The 19,005-nt window shown below is 44.0% G+C and carries 13 protein-coding genes; 9 read left to right on the forward strand and 4 right to left on the reverse strand.

Features of this window, described 5'->3' with window-relative positions; translation table 11 throughout:
- Window positions 1-51 precede the first annotated feature (51 nt).
- Entirely contained in the window at window positions 52-690 is a 639-nt protein-coding gene (locus KCTCHS21_RS29855) for a nitroreductase family protein (protein WP_130616122.1), read from the reverse strand.
- A gap of 110 nt (window positions 691-800) precedes the next feature.
- Between KCTCHS21_RS29855 and KCTCHS21_RS29860 the strand changes: the two genes are divergently transcribed.
- Entirely contained in the window at window positions 801-1,160 is a 360-nt protein-coding gene (locus tag KCTCHS21_RS29860) for a helix-turn-helix domain-containing protein (RefSeq protein ID WP_130616123.1), read from the forward strand.
- 16 nt (window positions 1,161-1,176) lie between these two features.
- Here the strand turns inward: KCTCHS21_RS29860 and helD are convergent, their stop codons facing one another.
- On the reverse strand, window positions 1,177-3,534 hold the full coding sequence (helD, locus tag KCTCHS21_RS29865; RefSeq protein WP_130616802.1) for an RNA polymerase recycling motor HelD: 2,358 nt from the start codon (window positions 3,532-3,534) through the stop codon (window positions 1,177-1,179).
- Window positions 3,535-3,914: 380 nt separating this feature from the next.
- On the opposite strand from helD, the gene KCTCHS21_RS29870 reads away from it, so the two are divergent.
- From KCTCHS21_RS29870 to nspC, 3 genes are all read left to right on the forward strand, one after another.
- The gene (locus KCTCHS21_RS29870; RefSeq protein ID WP_130616124.1) at window positions 3,915-6,470 is read left to right on the forward strand and encodes a winged helix-turn-helix domain-containing protein; all 2,556 of its coding nucleotides are present in this window, start codon (window positions 3,915-3,917) and stop codon (window positions 6,468-6,470) included.
- 588 nt (window positions 6,471-7,058) lie between these two features.
- Window positions 7,059-8,297 (forward strand): saccharopine dehydrogenase family protein, encoded by a 1,239-nt coding sequence (locus KCTCHS21_RS29875; RefSeq protein ID WP_130616125.1) that lies wholly within the window; start codon window positions 7,059-7,061, stop codon window positions 8,295-8,297.
- A gap of 1 nt (window position 8,298) precedes the next feature.
- Window positions 8,299-9,426, forward strand: a complete 1,128-nt coding sequence (gene nspC / locus KCTCHS21_RS29880) for a carboxynorspermidine decarboxylase (protein WP_130616126.1) — start codon at window positions 8,299-8,301, stop codon at window positions 9,424-9,426.
- 86 nt (window positions 9,427-9,512) lie between these two features.
- On the opposite strand, the gene KCTCHS21_RS29885 is transcribed toward nspC, so the two are convergent.
- Together KCTCHS21_RS29885 and trpB are read right to left on the reverse strand one after the other, a co-directional pair.
- A complete protein-coding gene (locus tag KCTCHS21_RS29885) occupies window positions 9,513-9,977 on the reverse strand; it encodes a DUF8821 family protein (protein WP_130616127.1) in 465 nt (154 codons plus the stop codon).
- A 186-nt stretch (window positions 9,978-10,163) separates the two neighbouring features.
- A complete protein-coding gene (gene trpB / locus KCTCHS21_RS29890; protein ID WP_130616128.1) occupies window positions 10,164-11,324 on the reverse strand; it encodes a tryptophan synthase subunit beta in 1,161 nt (386 codons plus the stop codon).
- 295 nt (window positions 11,325-11,619) lie between these two features.
- On the opposite strand from trpB, the gene KCTCHS21_RS29895 reads away from it, so the two are divergent.
- Genes KCTCHS21_RS29895 through KCTCHS21_RS32000 form a run of 5 tightly spaced genes read left to right on the forward strand, consistent with a single transcriptional unit; the run spans window position 11,620 to window position 18,590 of the window.
- Window positions 11,620-12,960 (forward strand): LLM class flavin-dependent oxidoreductase, encoded by a 1,341-nt coding sequence (locus tag KCTCHS21_RS29895; protein ID WP_130616129.1) that lies wholly within the window; start codon window positions 11,620-11,622, stop codon window positions 12,958-12,960.
- Window positions 12,961-12,990: 30 nt separating this feature from the next.
- Window positions 12,991-14,670: an ABC transporter substrate-binding protein gene (locus KCTCHS21_RS29900; RefSeq protein WP_130616130.1), complete on the forward strand. Its 1,680-nt coding sequence runs from the start codon at window positions 12,991-12,993 to the stop codon at window positions 14,668-14,670.
- Window positions 14,671-14,690: 20 nt separating this feature from the next.
- The gene (locus KCTCHS21_RS29905) at window positions 14,691-15,617 is read left to right on the forward strand and encodes an ABC transporter permease (protein WP_130616805.1); all 927 of its coding nucleotides are present in this window, start codon (window positions 14,691-14,693) and stop codon (window positions 15,615-15,617) included.
- A gap of 16 nt (window positions 15,618-15,633) precedes the next feature.
- Window positions 15,634-16,530, forward strand: coding sequence for an ABC transporter permease (locus KCTCHS21_RS29910; protein WP_130616131.1), 897 nt, complete (start codon window positions 15,634-15,636; stop codon window positions 16,528-16,530).
- Between the two features lie 26 nt (window positions 16,531-16,556).
- Window positions 16,557-18,590, forward strand: coding sequence for an ABC transporter ATP-binding protein (locus KCTCHS21_RS32000; RefSeq protein WP_130616132.1), 2,034 nt, complete (start codon window positions 16,557-16,559; stop codon window positions 18,588-18,590).
- The last annotated feature ends 415 nt before the right edge of the window (window positions 18,591-19,005 follow it).

Raw genomic sequence — 19,005 nt, forward strand, 5'->3', positions numbered from 1 at the left:
TTATTGGGGTGCATAAAATCTCAATTCTTAATACTATTTTTCGATAAGTGGTTACTTCCAGAATGTAATTTTATCCGAGCTTAATCGAACTGACTCATGCCCTTCTTCCTTGGCTTTTCCTAGTGAAATAATCATTACTGGAACATAGCGTTCTTCATCCAAATCAAATGCTTTTGCTACCTGATCAACTTCAAAGCCTGCCATTGGATTCGTATCATAACCATGTGCACGAGCCACTAACATTAACTGCATTGCGAAGAGGCTACTATCAACTTTTGCAACTTCAACCTTTATTTCTCTTGGTAGAGTCGGATACATCGATAGAATGGCTCCGAGTTGACGATCTCGTACTTCAGCTGGCATTTTCCCTTGTTCTACGGCTGTGTTGTAAATTTCCTCGACAATTAATTCGCTTTGAGTATCACCAAAAATTAATAACATGGCTGATGAAGTATCATTTTGAGCTGTATTGAAACGCACAAGAGGTCTTAGTTTATCTTTTCCTTCCGGAGTATCAACCACGACTACGCGCCAAGGCTGCATATTGGCAGAGGACGGGGCCAAGCTAGCTTCGGAAATCATTTCGCTTATTTCTTCTTTCGATATTTTAATGCTCTCATCATAATGGCGCACAGAGCGTCTTCCCTTGACTATACTAGCGAAATCGTTATTTAGAATATTGTTAAACATAATATCTCTCCTTATGATAACGTTGGATTTTTTGACATTGTGTATGTCGTTCGTTATCATATTTGCATTATGAACTATAAACTTAGGTTTATAGCAAGAGAGGTTATGTTGTGAAAATAAATGATGTTTCAAAATTAACGGGTCTGCCCATATCGACATTGAGATTCTATGAACGTAAAAACCTAATTCCGGACACGTTTGTTACAAGAGATGCAAATAATTATCGTGTTTACTCAGAAGAGATTGTTGAATTCCTAGAAGATATTAAGGCGCTTTTATCCGTAGACTTTTCCATAGAAGATTTAAGTTTGCTTGTAGACCAACAGCTTAATTTATCGTACGAGGTAAAGAAAAAAATGGTTGAGCAAAAAATTAAAGAAATTGACGATGTCCAGAAACAATTGAAAAAGTCGAAAAAATTCTTAACTGCAATTTTAGAAGGAAAAGCAAATTTTCAAACAAAGTGTTAAGGGAATATAGACTCCCCTACTGTACTGCCTCATACAAGGTCGTATCCAGCGCCTGTAAATAGGGAGACCATTCTCCTATCGAGTAAAGTACAAGACGATGCATGGCACGCGTGCATGCAGTATAGAAAAGCTTGCGTTCACTTTCCCGGTTGTACGCAAGCGTAGATGCATCGTAGATCAGTACCGCGTCGAACTCAACGCCCTTGGCAAGATAGGCAGGAATCACCACAGTCCCCTTCACGAACGTAAGCGTCTCCTTCGTAATAAGCCGTAGATCCTCGCAGCCTTGCTTCATTAATGCTTCATAGGCATCACGGCTTTCGGCTTCTGTCTTCGTTATGATGGCAATGGTGTCGAAGCCTTCCGTCTTGAGCTCCGCGAGGTCGTCTATCATTCGTACCGCCCGCTTGTCGCTACTGCCTGACTTCACGAGGAGAGGCTTCCGACCACTCCGATCGAAGGGTACGATCCCCTCACCGTCATGCAGCAGAGACTTAGTGAAATCCACAATATCACGGGTTGAGCGATAACTTCTGTCAAGGCGGATAAGGCTCGTTTCTTCTTTGCCGTATAGCCGGATCAAAGGCGAATCCACATTATGCAGATTTGTTGCTTGCGGGAAAATTGCTTGACTGAAATCACCAAGCACCGTCATGCTGGCTCGAGGAAAAAGCTGCTTAAGAAACGCGTATTGGAAGGGCGAATAGTCCTGACCTTCATCCACAAACAGGTGACGAACCTCCGTGTTCTTCCGTGTACCCTCTATAAGTTCTTTTAAATAAAGGAACGGTGTCGCATCCTCATAAAACAGCTCGAGCCGACTCAGCTTCTCCTTCGTTTGCTTGCAAATTTCCGGCCACTGATTCGGTATTTCGGTCTCGTTCGTCATTTGCCTATAAGAGGCTTCCTCACTGAACAACTGATCGTACAGCCCGATCGTATCCACGAACATGAATCGCATCGCGTGCCGCCTCAGTGGTTTGAACTGCTCTCGCACGATCATTCGACGCAGCAATTCTTCCTCTTGTCCGGCGAAATCGAAGACCTCCTCCTCTTGCTGATCCTTCTTAAGCAGCGTACTGTAAGCTTCGGCATATTGCTCGTTGTCGAGGTAATCGAGCTCATCCTGAACCCAAAGCGCTTCCTGCTCCATACGCTCCAGCGAAGTAAGCTCTCGCAGCAGCCATTCCCGCAACAGCTCGACTCGATTAGCCACTCCAATGGAACTGTCATAGCTGTAAAATCGGGACTTCATCTGCTCCGAAGTAATTAACTCGCGATCCCGGAAACGTATGCTGTGGAATAACATCCCCTCCTTACCCAGCCACAACGCATAATGCTGAAGAGCTTGCAGGAATGCTTCGGACGCTTTATATTCAATTCCACTCTGCCGTGCCGCATCTTCTTGAGATAATTTCGAATTGAGCACATACTCGATCTGTTCAAACGGATCCTCTAGGCCCAACGTGGAACCAAGCCAATACGCAAGGTATTCTTGAAAGGTTGTCTGCTGCATGTTCTCCTCGCCCAGCTCGGGAAGCACCGTGGATACATAACTATTAAACATTGGATTAGGCGAGAAAAGAACGATCTGATCCGCCTTGAGTGTTTTGCGGTGTTTGTACAACAAATACGCTACCCGCTGCAGAGCCGCGGACGTCTTTCCGCTTCCAGCCGCTCCCTGCACAATGAGCATACGGCGCTTATCGTTACGGATGATGGCATTTTGCTCCTTTTGGATGGTCGCTACGATGCTCTTCATTTGCGCATCCCCACCCGCTCCAAGCACCTGCTGAAGTAATTCGTCGCCGATCGTTAAGCTCGTGTCGAACACATTCCGGAGCTTACCGTCACGGATCTGGTATTGCCTCTTCAGCGTCATCTCGCCCGTGATTTGTCCGTCCGGTGTTTCATAGTCGGCCGAGCCCGGAGAATAGTCATAGTACATACTTGCAATCGGCGTCCGCCAGTCATACACCAGAAAGCTCATGTCGTCTACATCGACGAAGGATGATACGCCGATATAGATTTGCTCGTCAAGACTCAAGCCATCCTCTCGAAAATCTATGCGCCCGAAGTAGGGAGATGGCAGTAGCCGATTCATGCTTTTCCAACGCTGCATTCTTTGTCGATGAGTGCGCTCCCGCTCCGACAACAACACTTCTTGCTGTTTTATACTATAGAAGGTATCTGCAAAATCCTCATGTGTGGTTGTATTGACCGTAACTTCTTCCCAGAACCGTTTGCGAAAATCCGTCACCTGATTGAACAGCCCGGACACCTCCGGCTCCAGTTCGGCGATTTTCGATCGCAGTCCTTCCGTAACTACATCTAGCCGCTCTTGTTCTTGCTGCCAATCCTTTGGATTTACCATCTTCTCGAACACGCTCCTTTTTAGCCTTGTATGAAGAAGCAAAATAACGTTTGACAACCCGCGACCCCTCGTGCTAAAATTAAAGTATAGATAAGATGTCATAACTTTGCCTTCTCATAAAAATTAAGACAATGATTCTCCAATCTTATCACGATACTCCTTTGTATGCAAATGATTTAATTATCAAGAAGAACCAGCATTGTCTGCTGGTTCTTCTTTTCTTTTCCCCGAATTTATACTAAAACCAGCCTAACTGAGTTAGCCAGACTGTCATTTATTTAGAAATATGATCAAAATGTAGCTCGAATTACAACTTGGATAAGTGCTTATGTTTTATAATATGAGAAGGGAAAATCTAGATTATATACGGAGGAGTTTCCATGATAGTACGTTCGAAGCTTCATATCCCCCTTGTGCGGCGCGATCTGGTAGCTCGTCCGAGATTAATTCATAAGCTTAATGAGGGAATGAAAGTCAAGCTGACACACGTTTCCGCGCATGCCGGTTATGGCAAAACAACGGCGTTAAGCGAATGGGCAAAGCAATGCGGCGTGCTTGTGGCTTGGGTTTCACTGGATACACGGGATAACGATTATATTCAATTTTGGAGTGGTATAACCTCTTCTACTCAGCAAATAATCCCAAGCTTTGGCGAGGCTATGTGCCCTTTACTTGAGAAGGGGCTTTGGGGTTCTTTAGAGCACGTAATTCCTACGCTGCTGAATGAACTGAATCGCATAACGAGCGAGCTGGCGATCGTTCTTGATGATTATCACTTGATCGAGAGTCCAGATATTCATAATTCTTTGAGCTATTTCCTTGAGAGGCTACCCTCTCATATTCATCTATATATAGCGAGTCGCAGCGAATTGGTCATACCTACCGCTAGACTACTGGCGAAGGGCGAATACAATCAACTCACGATACAGGATTTGCGCTTCCAACTGGACGAGGGTCTTGCCTTTTTTTCAGAGACTACGGATTTAAGATTAACTAGCGAACAGGTAGCGGAGCTTGAGCATCAGACTGAGGGCTGGATTAGCGGACTGCAGCTGGCCGCAATCTCTCTGAAGCACAGCACTAATATAGCTGAGTCTATTCATCAATTTAACGGCAGACAGCATCATATATCCGATTATTTGCTGGAGGAAGTTTATAGCCATCAATCGGAGGGCATGCGTTCATTTCTAATGGCTACATCTATCTTAAGCCGAATGAATCATTCTTTGTGCCAGGTCGTAACGGGGCAGATAGACAGTCAACAGCATTTGGAAAGATTAGAGCAGCTGAATTTGTTCATCATTCCTCTGGATGATCAGAGGAATTGGTACCGTTACCATCATTTATTTTCGGACTTTTTACAGCGTATGTGGTCGAGAGAAAATCCGGACAAACAAGAGCAAACGCATAGGGATGCAGCGTGCTGGTTAGAAAGTCATGGACTGGACGATGATGCGATGGAGCATTTCATAGCGGGCAAACACTATACGGATGCCGTTAGGCTGATCGAGAAAAATCTTCATACATTAGTGCAATCGCATAGTGTAGCGTTAATCAAATGGGTATCTGCTTTGCCAGAAAACTCTTTTGCCGAGAAGCCTATGGTTGAGCTATTTTATATATCGGTATTGTTGGGAGCGGAGAACTGGGAAGCGGCTTTTCTAAGAATAGAGAAGGCCCCAGCTAGATTCCAAGCACTGAAAGTCAAGCTGCCAAATACAGAATGGAAACAGGCCATGGGCAATATTTACTTCTTCAGCGTGGTCGCCTCTTACCTGCAAAAGGACTTGGTAAAAACCTCTGAATATTTCGAGCTTGTAGAACAATATATGCCGGAAGGCAGCTTCTTTCAAACCATGAGACGCTACAACTATCTTGGCTATGATCCGTTTGTGGATCTCTTGTCATATATTAACGATCTTCATGCGGCGGATGCTTTTTTGTCCAGATGGGCTATTGTTATGGGGGAAAAGACTAATTATCCTTTTGCGGGTGTCTTGCTCGCAGCTTACAGCAAATTACTGTACGAGTGGGATCGGTTGGAAGAGGCCGAGCTGTATGCAAGTCAGGCCCTTGGACGAAAAGATATTCAACCCTTTATGCGGATTTTCATTCACGTCGCCACTAGCGCCTCATCGATTCAGCAAGCCCTCGGAAATCCGAGCCGGGCCTCAAAGCTACTCGCGGATTTGAAGTCGCAGATCGACTCCCCTGATTATCAATCATTTATGTTGAAAATCGAAGCCGAGCAAGCTTGTCTGGCCTTACGGCAAGGCTCAGTCGAGGATGCGCTTGTTTGGCTGCAAGGGTGCGGTTTGGCGTATACGGATGAAGTGTCTCTCCATTATGTTCTGGAGTATTTGGCTTTGGCTAGAGTACTTGCAGCAAATGAACAATTGGAAGAAGCGCTGAACTTACTGAATCGCCTGAATAAGCTATTGCACAATAAAGACCGTCTCCGTGATCGAATCAAGGTGCTCATTGTACAAAGCGTGATCCTTCAGCGCTTGGGCAGGACTGAGGAAGCTTTAGCTCAGTTGGAAGCTGTTTTGCAATTAGCAGAGCCAGAGGGTTATGTCCGCAGCTTCGTGGACGAAGGCTCAGGGATAGCCGAGCTTCTGACTGCTTATTGGAAGACAAGATCAAGCAATCCGGTTCCAAATACGACCACGGTTTCTTTGGCCTATGTGAGGCAGCTGCTTCAAGCTATGCAAGTCACTCCGGAAGAGTTCATAAATGAGATGCTGACCGAGCAGGAAACGAAGGTAATACAATTGATCGCGGACGGGCAGACTAACAAAGGCATCGCACTTCACCTGAATATTACGGTTGAAACCGTAAAGTTTCATATTAAAAATTTATACAGGAAGCTTGATGTAAATAATCGTGTGCTAGCGCTGCAGCGCGCCAGAAAATTAGGGATATTGGGTTCATAAATGTTGAGCTCTAAGCTCACAATATAACGAAATCGATGTCAGCTCGATTTGTTTGCGAAAGTTTAAAAATTTTTCTTGCTCAATAATCCCGACCCTGCTATTATAAAGGAGCATGATTTTTGGAAAGCTAATATTTGAATTATCTAGGATCTTTCCAAGCAGATAATCTTTGACCACTTCCATTTGAAGTTAAGGCCATACGGACAGCCGGGTCAAATGCCGATTGGCAACTTTCGTTGCCTTATTGATTGAGTTAAAAGCTCAAATTTTATAAGTTGGTTACTTTACAACCAGTGCATACGCACATAACTTGTGAAACGGTCAATAAGAGTGGTAAAAGTAATTATTTGCTATATAGACTCTGATCCTACATGATATATTTGAATATTAAAGGCCTTTCCATGCAACTATGCAGTTTTTGGCTGAATGACGAGCTCTTAAGAGGTTTGTCCAGTCATGCTTATGTGGATAGTCTTATTATTTAATTATATCAGAGCAAGTGTGATGCGCATGGTGCGTGTTTCGCTTGCTTTTTTTGTTGATTTTTTACACTTTTTAGAAAATTTACTTGGGATAGGGGATTGAACAATGGGAAAAGCACTTATCATTGGCGCCGGAGGCGTAGCATCAGTAGCAATTCATAAATGCGTACAAAACAGCGAGGTTTTCGAAGAAATCTGCATCGCTAGCCGTACGAAATCCAAATGCGATGATCTAAAAGCAAAATTGGACGGCGGAAAAACCAAAATTACGACTGCACAGGTCGATGCAGACAACGTGGATGAGCTAATCGCTCTGATCAATGAAGTCAAACCTGATATTGTCATGAACCTGGCTTTGCCTTACCAGGATTTAACGATCATGGATGCTTGCCTAGCCACCAAGACAAACTATATGGATACGGCAAACTACGAGCCGGAAGATACGGCGAAATTCGAATACAAATGGCAATGGGATTACCGCGAACGCTTTGAAAAAGCTGGCATCACAGCTCTTCTGGGCAGTGGATTCGACCCAGGCGTAACTGGCGTATTTTCCGCTTATGCGCTGAAGCACTATTTTGACGAAATTGAATATATCGACATTCTCGATTGCAACGGCGGGGATCACGGCTATCCTTTCGCAACTAACTTCAACCCGGAAATCAACATCCGTGAAGTATCCGCTAACGGACGCTATTGGGAAAACGGACAATGGATCGAAACAAAGCCAATGGAAATCAAACGCGGCTATAACTTCGCTGAAGTTGGCGAGAAGGACATGTACTTGCTTTACCATGAAGAGCTTGAATCCCTTGTGGAAAATATACCTGGACTGAAGCGTATCCGTTTCTTCATGACTTTCGGCCCAAGCTATCTCATGCACTTAAAGGCGCTTGAGAACGTAGGAATGACTTCCATCGAACCGATCGAATACGAAGGAAAGCAAATCATTCCACTTCAATTCCTGAAGGCCCTTCTTCCGGACCCTGCTTCCTTGGGACCACGTACGGTCGGAAAAACAAACATCGGCTGTATCTTCAAAGGAAAAAAAGACGGTCAAGACAAGACTTACTATGTTTACAATGTTTGCGACCACCAAGAGTGCTATAAGGAAGTGGGCTCCCAGGCCATCTCCTATACAACTGGCGTTCCTGCCATGATCGGCGCAGCAATGGTCATGACTGGAAAATGGAACAAACCGGGCGTATTTAATATCGAAGAGTTCGATCCAGATCCATTCATGGAAGAGCTGAACAAATGGGGTCTTCCTTGGGTAGAAGACTTTAACCCGGTGCTTGTTGATGCTTTGCCTGAAGAAGCTAAAAAGCCGGAGCTCGTTCGCTAAGATGCGGTTCGAGGAGTTACCGACACCCTGTTACGTAGTCGATGAAGCGCTCATCGAAAAGAACCTTAAAATCCTGAATGGCGTTATGCAGCGTACGGGAGCCAAAATCGTGCTGGCGCAAAAAGCTTTTTCCATGACTGCTATGTACCCCCTCATTGGAAAATACTTAAACGGCACGACTGCGAGTGGTTTGTTCGAAGCGCGGCTGGCTCACGAGGAAATGGGCAAAGAAAATCACGTCTTTGCCCCTGCCTATCGTGAAGATGAAATTGACGAAATTATATCCATTTGCGATCATATTATCTTCAATTCCTTCTCCCAGTTGGAAAAATATAAAGCGAAGGCTCTTGCAGCAGGCAGAAAAGTGGGCCTTCGCATCAATCCGGAATGCTCGACGCAAGAAGGACATGAAATCTATGATCCGTGTTCACCAGGGTCAAGATTTGGCGTAAAACAAGAGGAATTCCGTCAGGAGCTACTTGAAGGCGTCTCGGGATTGCACTTCCATACCCTTTGCCAGCAGAACTCGGATGATTTGGAAACAACGCTGAATGCGGTCGAGGAAAAATTCGGGCAATGGCTGCCACAGATGGAATGGGTCAATTTCGGTGGCGGTCACCATATTACAAGAGACGACTATGATATCCCGAAGCTTGAAGCTTGCATTAAGCGAATGCAGGATAACTACGGATTAGTAGTCTACCTTGAACCCGGAGAAGCAGTAGCACTCAATGCAGGCTATCTGGTTACCTCGGTACTGGATATCCACCGGAACGGCATAGAGATTGCTATCGTGGATACGTCGGCTACATGTCATATGCCAGATGTTCTGGAAATGCCGTATCGTCCGCCGCTTTTCGGTTCAGGCGAAGCCGGAGAAAAGCCACACACCTATCGGCTTGGTGGTCCGACCTGCCTTACGGGCGATTTAATCGGAGACTATTCCTTCGATCAGCCCTTAAAGAATGGCGACAGATTAGTGTTTGGAGATATGGCGATCTACTCCATGGTCAAAACCAACACCTTCAACGGCATGCCGCTACCGGCAATCGCCGTGCAAGAAAAAGACGGCAATTGCCGCGTCGTTCGCGAGTTCGGCTATCAGGATTTCAAGATGCGACTAGCTTAATAAATAACCAAAGCCTTAACCCTACTTCACAAGAAGGGTTAAGGCTTTTTTGCGGGAAGGAACTCCCGTAGCGCTTTTGCTGACCTTTAATACTCTTTTTTAATTACGAAGAACGAACCTCGAATTGTTCCAGCTAGCTTGGACTTCTGCCTAGCAAACTTAAACTTCTCTTCTAGCTCCTTTGGTATCTCCATCCCCTCAGAAAGCTTAAAGCCAACGGCCCGCTTCTTAGGATCATCAACCGTATACATAACGTTAACCGAAAGACCGTCCTCATAAAAGACATAGGCAAATTTGATGTTTTCAACCTGAAACTGTGACGTTTCTAAAGGTTTGGCCGCGAACTCAATATCACGTTCTTCTTTCAAAATTCGGTTCACATAATCAAGGGTGTCCTGGCTTTCGCTAGCTTGTACAACCGTAAATTCATGCTTGTATTTGTTCATGAAGTAACGGGCTTCATTAGCACGTAAACCAGCAAGCGCCTCTACTACAGGTGAAGACTCTAAACCCACCGTAGACACATGATTAAAATCAACAATATAGGACATTTCCATCTCTCCTTTTAACTCTCATTATTACCAAAAAACCTCGCCGTTACTTGTCGTAAGGTTCGCGTAGTTTTATTCTCTAATGCTATTATTCGTTTTTAAGCCGACAAAAGGGCGCTCAACAGAACGCCCTTCCATCTTGCATATCTGTTTCTCTCTATTGTAAATACTGATGCATTCGTTAATTTATTTGAGCATTTGATACACTTGCTCGACATCCTTATCCCCACGACCAGACAGATTGACGATAATAATTTGATCCTGATTCATCGTCGGCGCCAGCTTTTTCGCGTGTGCAATCGCGTGCGCACTTTCTAGGGCAGGAATAATTCCTTCCGTGCGGGACAGCTCCTGGAAGGCTTCCAGCACTTCCTCATTGGAGACAGTTGCATATTCAGCCCGGCCTGTCACCTTCAGGTTGCTATGCTCGGGTCCAATGCCCGGATAGTCAAGTCCCGCGGCAATCGAATAGGTTTTCTTCGGTTGGCCTTCCTCGTCTAGCAACACTAAACACTTGAAGCCGTGAATGATGCTCGGGACACCTTCGGTTAAGGATGGTGCTTGATCTGGCTCAACGCCGATCAAACGAACTGTCGGCTCATCGATGTAGTGAGCGAATGCACCGATTGCATTACTGCCGCCGCCTACACAGGCCACTACCGCATCCGGCAAACGGCCTTCTTTCTCCAAAATCTGCCGCTTCGATTCTTCGCTAATGATCGCTTGAAAGTGCTTGACCATCGTCGGAAACGGATGCGGACCAACTGCGGAGCCGAGCAAATAAAACGTATTTTTATAGTTGCGCACTAGATCGTCCAGCGCCTCATCTACCGCGTCCTTCAGTCGTCCTTGGCCTTTATTTACTGGCACGACAGTCGCGCCGAGCAGCTCCATTCGGAACACGTTAAGCGCCTGCCGGCGTGTATCTTCAGCTCCCATGTAGATAATACATTCCATATTGAACATAGCGCAGGCCGTTGCCGTAGCAACACCGTGCTGTCCAGCGCCAGTCTCGGCGATAATCCGCTTGGCACCCATTCTTTTAGCGAGCAGAATCTGACCAATAGCGTTGTTGATCTTATGCGCTCCAGTATGATTCAGATCCTCGCGCTTTAAGTAAATCTTCGGGCCTCCCCAAGCATTCGTCAGTCGCTCCGCATAAGTCAGCGGATTCTCGCGACCAACATATTCAAGCATGTAATAGCTAAGCTCTTCTTTAAACTCCGGGTCGTCTTTAAACTTGTTAAATTGCTCACTCAAATAGCTCAACACTTCCTGCAGCTCCGGTGGGACAAAGCTGCCCCCGAACTCTCCAAAATATCCTTCTTGCTGCAATTGTTGTTCCATAAGTAAGCGCCTCCAATAATAAAATAGAAATGAAATCTATACCTGACATTCTACCATAGATTACAGTTCAGGATAGAATTATTCAATGCGTTAATAGAAAGAACTGATTGGAAAACGGATTGACGGACCACACGCCAATTGCTATGATTTTCCATAAGGTAAATACCTACAAAACCTATAGGAATAATTACTAAAATTTAACAATCAATAAAGCTGATTGGACATCCAAAAGCTGCTGTGATCGCCACAGGAGTTTTTTTTGCTATATCATTTCACATTGATAAGGAGTAACAAAATGACAAAACAGCGCAAGATTAAACTAGGAGCAGACTTAAACATCAATGGCAGTAATATGGGGCTTTGGAGACATGCGGATTCAGTACCGGGTGCAAGTGTGAATTTTGATTTTAATAAGAAATTGGCTATAAAGGCTGAAGAAGGCAAGTTCGATTTTTTATTCATCGCAGATGGCTTATACATCAATGAGAAGACCATTCCACATTTTCTTAATCGTTTTGAACCGATTGCATTCTTAAGCGCATTAGCAGCAGTGACCTCCAATATCGGATTAGTCGGTACACTATCAACCTCTTACAGTGAACCCTTCACAGTAGCGCGTCAATTCGGAACGATTGATAAGATAAGCGGCGGTCGAGCAGGCTGGAATATTGTCACTACACCTCTGGCGGGGACAGCTACTAATTATAGTAAACAGGAGCACCCTGAACACGATTCGCGTTATAAGATAGCTGCCGAGCATCTGGAGGTGACTAGAGGACTTTGGGATTCTTGGGAGGATGACGCTTTTATAAGAGATAAAGAATCTGGTGTCTTCTTCGATCCAGATAAATTACACACTTTGAACCACAAGGGTGATTTTTTCTCGGTAAAAGGTCCATTGAATATTGCACGATCTCCACAAGGGCATCCCGTTATTTTTCAAGCAGGAACCTCAGAGGTTGGCAAAAATTTTGCCGCATTAGTGGCTGACTCTATATTTACCGTTCATTTCGATATAGCAAGCGCCCAAGAATATTATAGGGACATTAAAACTAGAGTAGTCTCGAATGGTCGTTCGCCTGATGATGTGCTGATATTTCCAGGCATTACGCCAATTATCGGTCGGACAGCTGAAGAAGCAGAATTGAGGTATCAAGAGTACGCCAATCTGGTGACCATCGATAAAGCTTTGGAGAACCTCGGCCGACTCTTTGACCACCATGATTTTTCACAATATCCACTAGATGAAACGTTTCCTGAGCTTGGTGACTTAGGGGGAAATAGCTTTCAAGGCAGTACGAGCAAAATAAAAGAGCAAGCTCGGGCGAGAAATTTGACATTACGACAGGTAGCCTTATGGATAACCATTCCAAGAGGAGAGTTTGTTGGCACACCCGTTCAAATTGCAGATTCATTGCAAAGGTGGTTTGAGAATGAAGCTGCAGACGGATTCGTTATATTCCATGGGACTGTTGGCGGTTTAGATGAATTTGTGGACCTGGTGGTGCCGATTCTTCAAGAAAGAGGGTTATACAAAACGGAATATGAATCAACAACCCTTCGTGGTCATTTAGGTCTTCCTATCCCGGCTAACCGTTATACATTAGAAAAGAGTGCCGTTACTAACACACTATAAAAATCTAAAAATAGAATGAGGTTGTTTAGAATGAACAAGAAAATGAGACTATGGAACAAATTAACGTTAATTAGCCTGGCTTTAATCTTAGTATTAACAGCTTGTGCTTCAAACACCAAAAAGGAAGAAGCGAGTAAAGCACCACCCGCAAGTGTAGCACCATCACCATCCGAAAAAGCTGAAGAGCCTGAAGAGGCTGCCAAAGGCGGCGAGCTAACTTATGCCTTAGCAACTTCACCTGATTTATTGGATCCACATGTAAGCCGAGTAGCCGTTTCGGTTAGAGTACTTAGAACGATTTATGACAGCTTAGTCGTTCAGGATGCGGACGGTTCTATTAAACCTTGGCTAGCAACAGAATGGGAATTAGCGCCTGATAGCAAGAGCTATACTTTTAAACTACGTAAAGACGTAAAGTTCCATGATGGAACTCCTTTTAACGCAGAAGCGGTTAAGTATAACTTCGATCGCATTCTTGACCCCACCACGAAAGCCGCTAATGCAGCAGCCCTAATCAGACCTTATGTTTCTTCAGATATCATTGATGAGTTTACGATTAAATTAAATCTAGCTACACCGTCGGCTGATTTCCTTGGCAATCTAAGTCAAGCACTTGTTGGAATTGTATCTCCTACAGCTGCTAAGAAATTCGGAGATCAGTTCGGCAGGAATCCAGTAGGGTCAGGACCTTTCAAATTTGTTAAATGGGATGACAACGCTCAAATTAATGTAGAAAGAAATCCAGATTATAACTGGGGACCTAGCAACGTAGATAATAAATCGGCAGCCAATCTAGATACAATCAGCTTCAAAATTATTCCGGAGGAAGCAACAAGATTGGGTAGTGTGCAAAGCAATCAAGTGCAAGCTGCTGAATCTATACCGCCTCAGAATATACTTTCCTTGAAAAAAGAAGATAAGCTGCAGCTCCTGCAAGTAAATACCAATGGTTTGCCGTATACGTTATTTATTAATCAAAGAAAGAAGCCATGGAATGAACTAAAAGCTCGACAAGCGCTCCAATATGGCATTGATGTTACAACTATCGTTCAGACCTTATATTTAGGGACCTATGAACAAGCTTGGTCACCGATTAGTCCGGGGTTATTGGGCTACGATAAATCGTTGGAAAATGGAATTAAGCTGGATATTGATAAAGCAAACAGCTTGTTAGATGAGATTGGCTGGGTTAAAGGTAAGGATGGCTTGCGTGAAAAAGATGGTAAAAAGCTAACATTACATTATGTAGATAGCTCTCCAAACCGTGAAAAAAGAAATGATATTGCAGCCATTGTTCAACAACAGCTGAAAAAAATCGGTATTACAGTCGAAGTAGAGATCACTAAAGATGTATTGAACAGTGTATTCGTGAAGGATGGCTACGATATATTTGGGAACAGTCAAACGAATTCCGATCCCAATGCATTATTCGCATTCTATCATTCACTCGTTAAGATTGTTGGAGGCGGAAATATTCCTGGCGTGCTGGATCCAGAGTTAGATGATCTTCTTAACAAAGGTGCTGTTGAGCAAGATAATACCAAACGCGTAGAGATATACAAACAAGCACAGCAGCTCATTATCAATAAGGCTTACATCATCCCGATTTATGTATTTCCTTACACTGTTGCAGCATCGAAAACCGTAACTGGACTGAAATTTGATGCGCTTGGATATCCTCTGTTTAATGATGTTTCGATTACAAAATAGTTAGAATTAGGTGATAAATGATGACAAAATTAATTCTGGTGCGGCTCTCTACTTCTCTGTTGGTTATATTGGGTTCATTGGTATTAGTCTTCATTATCATTTATCTGCTCCCGGGGGATCCAGTGTTACAAATGCTGGATCCCAATACAGCAACACCAGAGGATATAGCAAACCTACGGCATCAATTAGGGCTCGACAAATCGTTTGTCTCGCAGTTTTTAACCTATGCCAATCAAATGCTTCACGGTGACTTCGGTAAATCTATTCTTAATAGTGAGCCGGTTTTACCGAAGATTATTAAACATTTTCCAGATACATTAGCATTAACTTTAGCTAGCTCTCTTATTTCAGCGGCTGTTGGCATATTTCTCGGAGTGCTTTCAGCTATTCATCGAAATTCATGGATTGATATCGTAACAAGAATAGTTGGATTGTTCGGAATTTCAATGCCATCCTTCTGGTCGGGAATACTCTTGATTCTGATCTTCTCGGTCCACTTCGGCTGGTTTCCAGCGATGGGCTCGGATGGTTGGAAGACACTTGTTCTGCCAGCCTTTACTCTAGGAATTGTAGGCTCTGGTTTTATTGTGCGGATGGTTCGCAACAGTATGCTAGAAGTCATTAATGAGCAATTCATTCTCACCCTTCGTTCTAAAGGATTATCTGAAAGATTGGTTATGTATAGGCACGCCTTAAGAAACGCTTTAATTCCAGCGATAACGATGATCGGCGTGTTAGTAGGTGAGTTAATGGCAGGTGCTGTTGTGATTGAGACCGTATTCTCTCGACAAGGCATTGGTAGAATTGTATCAGATGCATTGATGGCCAAGGATTTGCCGGTTGTTCAAGGTGTTGTATTTTTCTCGGCCATTATCTATGTGTTAGTTAACTTACTAGTAGATCTTTCTTATTCGGTTATTGATCCACGAGTAAGACGAGCTCATTAGAAGGAGTTATTGATTAATGAAACAAGCCGTCTTATCGAAATTAGCTTGGCGTGAACAAAAGCCGTTATTACAGGCTGGCTCATTGAAGAGAAAACGCATAGCGGTATCAGACTTGCTAGTCTATACCGCTGCAATAATCGTGCTGTTTTTTTTAGGATGTGCTATTTTTCCAAGCTGGATAGCCCCCTATTCGCCAACTTCAATGGTACCTACTGACATCATGAAATCGCCTAGTCTTCACCATTTGTTCGGGACGGACTATTTTGGTCGGGATGTATTCAGTGTTGTGGTATATGGCAGCCGAGACTCCCTTATTATTGGCGTAGCAGCTGCAGTATTTGGTGCCTTTGCTGGAGGATTAATTGGAGCAATTGCAGGATATATTGGTGGCGCTATTGATGTTATCTTCATGCGCTTAATTGATGTATTGATGGCAATTCCAGGCATATTATTGGCTCTAGCTGTTGCCGCTGCGTTAGGGCCAAGCTTGATTAATATCGTTTTGGCTGTTTCCATCTCCGCTATCCCAGGCTATGCCCGTGTTATTCGCGGTCAAATTATGAGCATAAAGGGTCGACCTTACATTACAGCGGCGCGTTCGATTGGCACTAGAAATGTTCATATTTTTCTGCGTCACGTCCTACCTAATTCCTTATCACCACTCTTAGTTATGGCGACGATTGGCTTAGGGACCTCCATTCTCGTCGGATCGGGACTAAGCTTTCTTGGTTTGGGTGTTATTAAGGAGGTTGCGGATTGGGGAACCCTGCTTTCTCAGGGAAGAGGCTATCTCACCGTTGCATGGTGGATTTGTACCTTTCCTGGGCTTGCTATCACGTTATTCGTACTTTCCATTAATTTAATGGGTGATAGATTCCGTGACTATATAGATCCGAAACAGAGCAGAAACTAAATTGTACTTTAAAGGGCGGTGATAGCTTGAAGAATTCACTAGACATCCAGAATCTTACGGTTCAATTCGAAACCAAGAAGGGTTTATTGACCGCTATCACCGATGTTTGTCTAACCATTGAGCCAGGTGAAACAGTTTGTCTTGTTGGCGAGTCCGGGAGTGGGAAAACGATCACCTCTAAGGCAGTAATGCGCTTAATCGATTATGAAAATGGAAAAATCGCGCAAGGTCAAATCCTCTTCGCTGGCGATGATTTGGTGCAATTATCACAAAAAAATCTTCGGCTGCTGCGAGGGAAACGTATTGCAATGGTTTTTCAAGAGCCTATGGCTGCCTTTGATCCTTTGTTCTCCATCGGTAGTCAGATTATTGAAGTCATTGTGCAGCATAAGCTTGGTAATGCAAAGCAGGCTTGGGAGCGTGCGGTGCATCTGCTTGCAAGAGTGGGTATACCGGAGCCAGAAATACGTATGAAGCAGTTTCCAAATGAATTATCGGGAGGTATGCTGCAAAGAGCGATGATAGCTATGACTCTTGCTTGTAGTCCGGAGCTATTAATTGCAGATGAGCCTACAACGGCTTTGGATATGACGATTCAAGCTCAAATTCTGCATTTACTACAGGAGCTCAAGGCAGAGTTCAATATGTCTATTCTATTGATTACACACGATATGGGAATTGCTGCTGAGATGGCTGACCGAATTGTAGTGATGTATGCAGGAAATGTTGTTGAACAAGCGACCGTTTTCCAACTATTCGAAAAGCCTCACCATCCGTATACACAAGGGTTGCTACAATCCATTACAACAATGGATAGCGACCGCAAAACGAAGCTATATTCGATTCCGGGATCTATACCTAATTTATTCGAATTACCAACGGGCTGTCATTTCCATCCGCGATGCTCATATGCAAGTGATCAATGCTTGACTCAGTCACCACCTCTTCAAACATTCCAAGGACGCGAAGTGGCATGCTGGCATACAGAGGAGATTGCATCGATCGATAGACAACCGGGAGCAACGGTCTCCATCTCAAGAGAAAGCTCTCATTCTAATCATACCCCCTTTGAAAAAGAAGATTTATTGGCTAGAAATAAGCTTTTATTTGAAATTAAAGAAGTTAGTAAATTTTATCCAATCAAGAAAAATGTACTTAGTCGACATCCGCAATTTATCCGGGCTGTTGATAAAGTTTCATTTAATATTCGTAAGGGAGAGACGTTTGGTCTTGTGGGTGAATCCGGGAGTGGCAAATCTACATTAGGTCGAGCGGTTGTGCAGCTAGAGAAAGCAACCTCGGGACAGGTGCTTTATCAGGGACGCGACCTTACCAATCTAGATCAAACAGGATTGCGTGAGGAACGTAAGCATATGCAAATGATTTTCCAGGATCCGTATGGGTCAATGAACCCGCGTTGGAAAATTGGTGACATTATTGCTGAACCACTCTGGGTCCATTCAAACCTTAGCACTAAAGAAACGAGGGCTCAGGTCGGAGAGCTGCTTGAAATTGTCGGATTGAATGCTTCGTGGTATGACCGTTATCCACATGAATTTTCTGGTGGCCAACGTCAAAGAATTGGCATAGCGCGGGCTATTGCTCTTCGTCCTTCTTTCATTCTTGCTGATGAAGCTATATCTGCCTTAGATGTATCCGTTCAAGCTCAAATTATTAATTTAATGCAGGACTTACAGCAAAAATTAGGTCTGACCTATTTGTTTATTGCACATGGACTGCACATTGTACGGCATATTTCGGATCGAATTGGTGTGATGTATCTTGGAAAGCTCGTTGAGATCGCAGATAGCGACCAGCTGTTCAGTAATCCTGCACACCATTATACGAAAGCATTGATAGCATCGATTCCATGGCCTGATCCAACCAGAAAAAAGGATTTTGTAGCCATTCAAGGCGAGATCCCTTCTCCAGCTAATCCCCCATCGGGATGTTATTTCCATACAAGATGCCCAGCAGCAACAGCCTTATGTAAGGAATTAGCTCCAGAGCTTAAGGCTTTGCGTGAGGACCACTTGGTGGCTTGCCATTATCCATTGTAGTGAGAAAGGGATTACGTGACAGATGGCTTACGAACTCAGTAGCTCTTATTTGATCAAAATCTAATGGTTTTATATTTTAACGAACTCCAGACATCTTATATCCAGCAAAGTAGCGCATTTCCTCCTATATTTTCCTCAATAACGCTACTGGAGTTCGTAAGAAAAAATATGGAGCCAATTTATTGGTAATAAGCACGATACAGTTCGTCCCTCGTATTTTAGGGTCTAGCTCACGAATGCTCACTCGTATTTTAGGGTCTAGCTCACGAATGCTCACTCGTATTTTAGGGTCTAGCTCACGAATGCTCACTCATTCGCAGGATTTCAACTCATAGAATCAGATGAATGGAGTGAAAGTAGGGGAGGCCCGTTGTCGTTTGACGCTTTTGGCTATGCGGGAACAGAAGTCGCGCTC

Source organism: Cohnella abietis (assembly GCF_004295585.1).
GTDB lineage: Bacteria > Bacillota > Bacilli > Paenibacillales > Paenibacillaceae > Cohnella > Cohnella abietis.